Consider the following 2,045-nt stretch of genomic DNA (forward strand, 5'->3'; position numbering starts at 1 on the left):
CTATCTGTCCTATTCGGACAAGACCGAGCCGAACGAGGACGGCACCACCCGCTACTTCCCCAGCCGCGCGGGCAAGCCCTATGACAGCTACCAGCCCTATACGCGGCCGTTCTTCTATCCGGACTTCCATGCCGCGCTGGACTATCTGGACGCCGCCGGCAACTACCCCGTGTCGGAAGGCGAGAACTACCGCAACTACTTCAGCGCCGCCCAGCGCACCGACTATCTGAGCTACCTGCAGTACGACGCCAAGCTGAGCGAGAACGTCACCTGGTCGAACCAGGTCTATTACCATGACGACCACGGCCGCGGCATCGTAGCCGGCCCGATCCGCGTGGCGGGTCTGCCGGCCCTGTTCAACTTCTACTTCCCGAACCAGAACCTGAAGCAGGTGTTCGGCAATTCGGGCTACGCGACCCGCACCACCGAGTACCAGATCGACCGCCTGGGCGGCATCTCGACCCTGAAGGCCACGGTCGGCGACCACCAGATCGAGGCCGGCTTCTGGTACGAGCACAACAAGTCGTCGGCCTATCGCCGCTGGTACCCGTTCGACGTCAACCACCCGACCTCGCCCTACGACGTGCCGACTGGCTGGCTGATCACCCAATACGGCAGCGAAATCGACAACAAGGTCTACCAGTTCTACGTCCAGGATCAGTGGCGCATCCGCGAGAACCTGGTGCTGCAGGGCGGCTTCAAGAGCAGCGTGCAGGACGCCACGGGCGCGGTGCCGGTGCAGCCGATCGTCGGTTCGCTGGTCAACTCGACCGGCCTTCCGGTGGGCAACATCAAGACCAAGGAGTGGTTCCTGCCGCAGCTCGGCGCGGTGTGGACCCTGGACGGCGGCGTCGAGGCCTTCGTCAACGTCCAGAAGAACCTGCGCCACTTCCAGACCTATGGCGGCGGCGGCCTGTCGCCGTTCAGCCTGGGCAGCCAAGCGGCCTTCGACATCTTCAAGAAGAACGCCGAGCCGGAAACGGCCTGGACCTACGAGGCCGGCGTGCGCGGCAAGCGCGACGTGGCCCTCGGCCCGATCACCGGCGTCGACGGCCAGCTGAGCGTCTACCACACCGACTTCAGCAACCGCCTGCTGGGCGTGGCCCCGTCCGCGGCGGCGATCTCGATCGTCGGCGGCGCGGCCATCGTCCAGAACGTGGGCGCGGTGAAGACCGACGGCGTCGACCTGGCCCTGACCCTGGAGCTGGGCGACCACTTCTCGTTCTACGACGCGGTCTCCTACAACCGCTCGGTCTATCAGGACGACTACACCAGCGGCTCGACCACGGTCGGCGGCGTGGTCACCCCGACGATCGTGCGCATCGCCGGCAAGAAGGTGCCCGGCAGCCCCGAATGGATGAACAAGTTCGTGGCCAGCGCCAACTTCGGCGCGTTCGAGGCCCAACTGATCGGCGACTTCGTCGGCGAGCGGTTCGCCACCTACACCAACGATCTGAAGGTCGACAGCTACATGCTGCTCAGCCTGCAGGTCAGCTACGCCTTCCAGACCCCGGCCAGCTGGCCGATCAAGGACCTCAAGCTCAGCGCCAACATCACCAACCTGGGCCAGGAGAAGGGCGACCTGAACGTCACCGTCTCACAGCCGGCCGGCAGCTACTCGACCTTCCCGATCCCGCCTCGCCAAGGGTTCGTGACCCTTTCGACGCGGTTCTGAGGCTGAGCGGCTCGCCGCCGATCCTCCCCTTTTGGTCGGCGAGCCACGCTCGCGTCGAACGCCCCGGACCTCGTGTCCGGGGCGTTTTTCGTTGGGCGGGACACAACACTTAGGCAATCGCCAAACTATCTCTTGACGCACGATGCGCCACGACGATACTTAGGCACATGACTAACCAACAACCCTCGCTCGACCTGATGTTCCAGGCGCTGGCCGATCCCAGCCGGCGGAGCATCGTCGAGCGGCTCTGCGCCGGCCCGGCCTCGGTCAGCGAACTGGCCCTACCGCTGGCCATGTCCCTGCCCTCGGTGATGCAGCATCTGCAGTTGCTGGAGGGCAGCGGCCTGATCCGCTCGGAGAAGGTCGGACG

2 protein-coding genes are annotated in these 2,045 nt (G+C 65.3%); both read left to right on the forward strand.

All coding sequences use genetic code 11. The features are described from left to right. Positions 1-1,675, forward strand: a 1,675-nt coding sequence (locus tag AC1DZ6_RS24170) for a TonB-dependent receptor domain-containing protein (RefSeq protein WP_477099645.1), incomplete at its 5' end; no start/stop codon positions are given. Positions 1,676-1,842: 167 nt separating this feature from the next. Beyond that, positions 1,843-2,045 (forward strand): ArsR/SmtB family transcription factor (locus AC1DZ6_RS24175; RefSeq protein WP_477099646.1); only part of this gene is annotated, 203 nt, incomplete at its 3' end.

This window comes from Caulobacter sp. P1_B12_2, assembly GCF_056406675.1.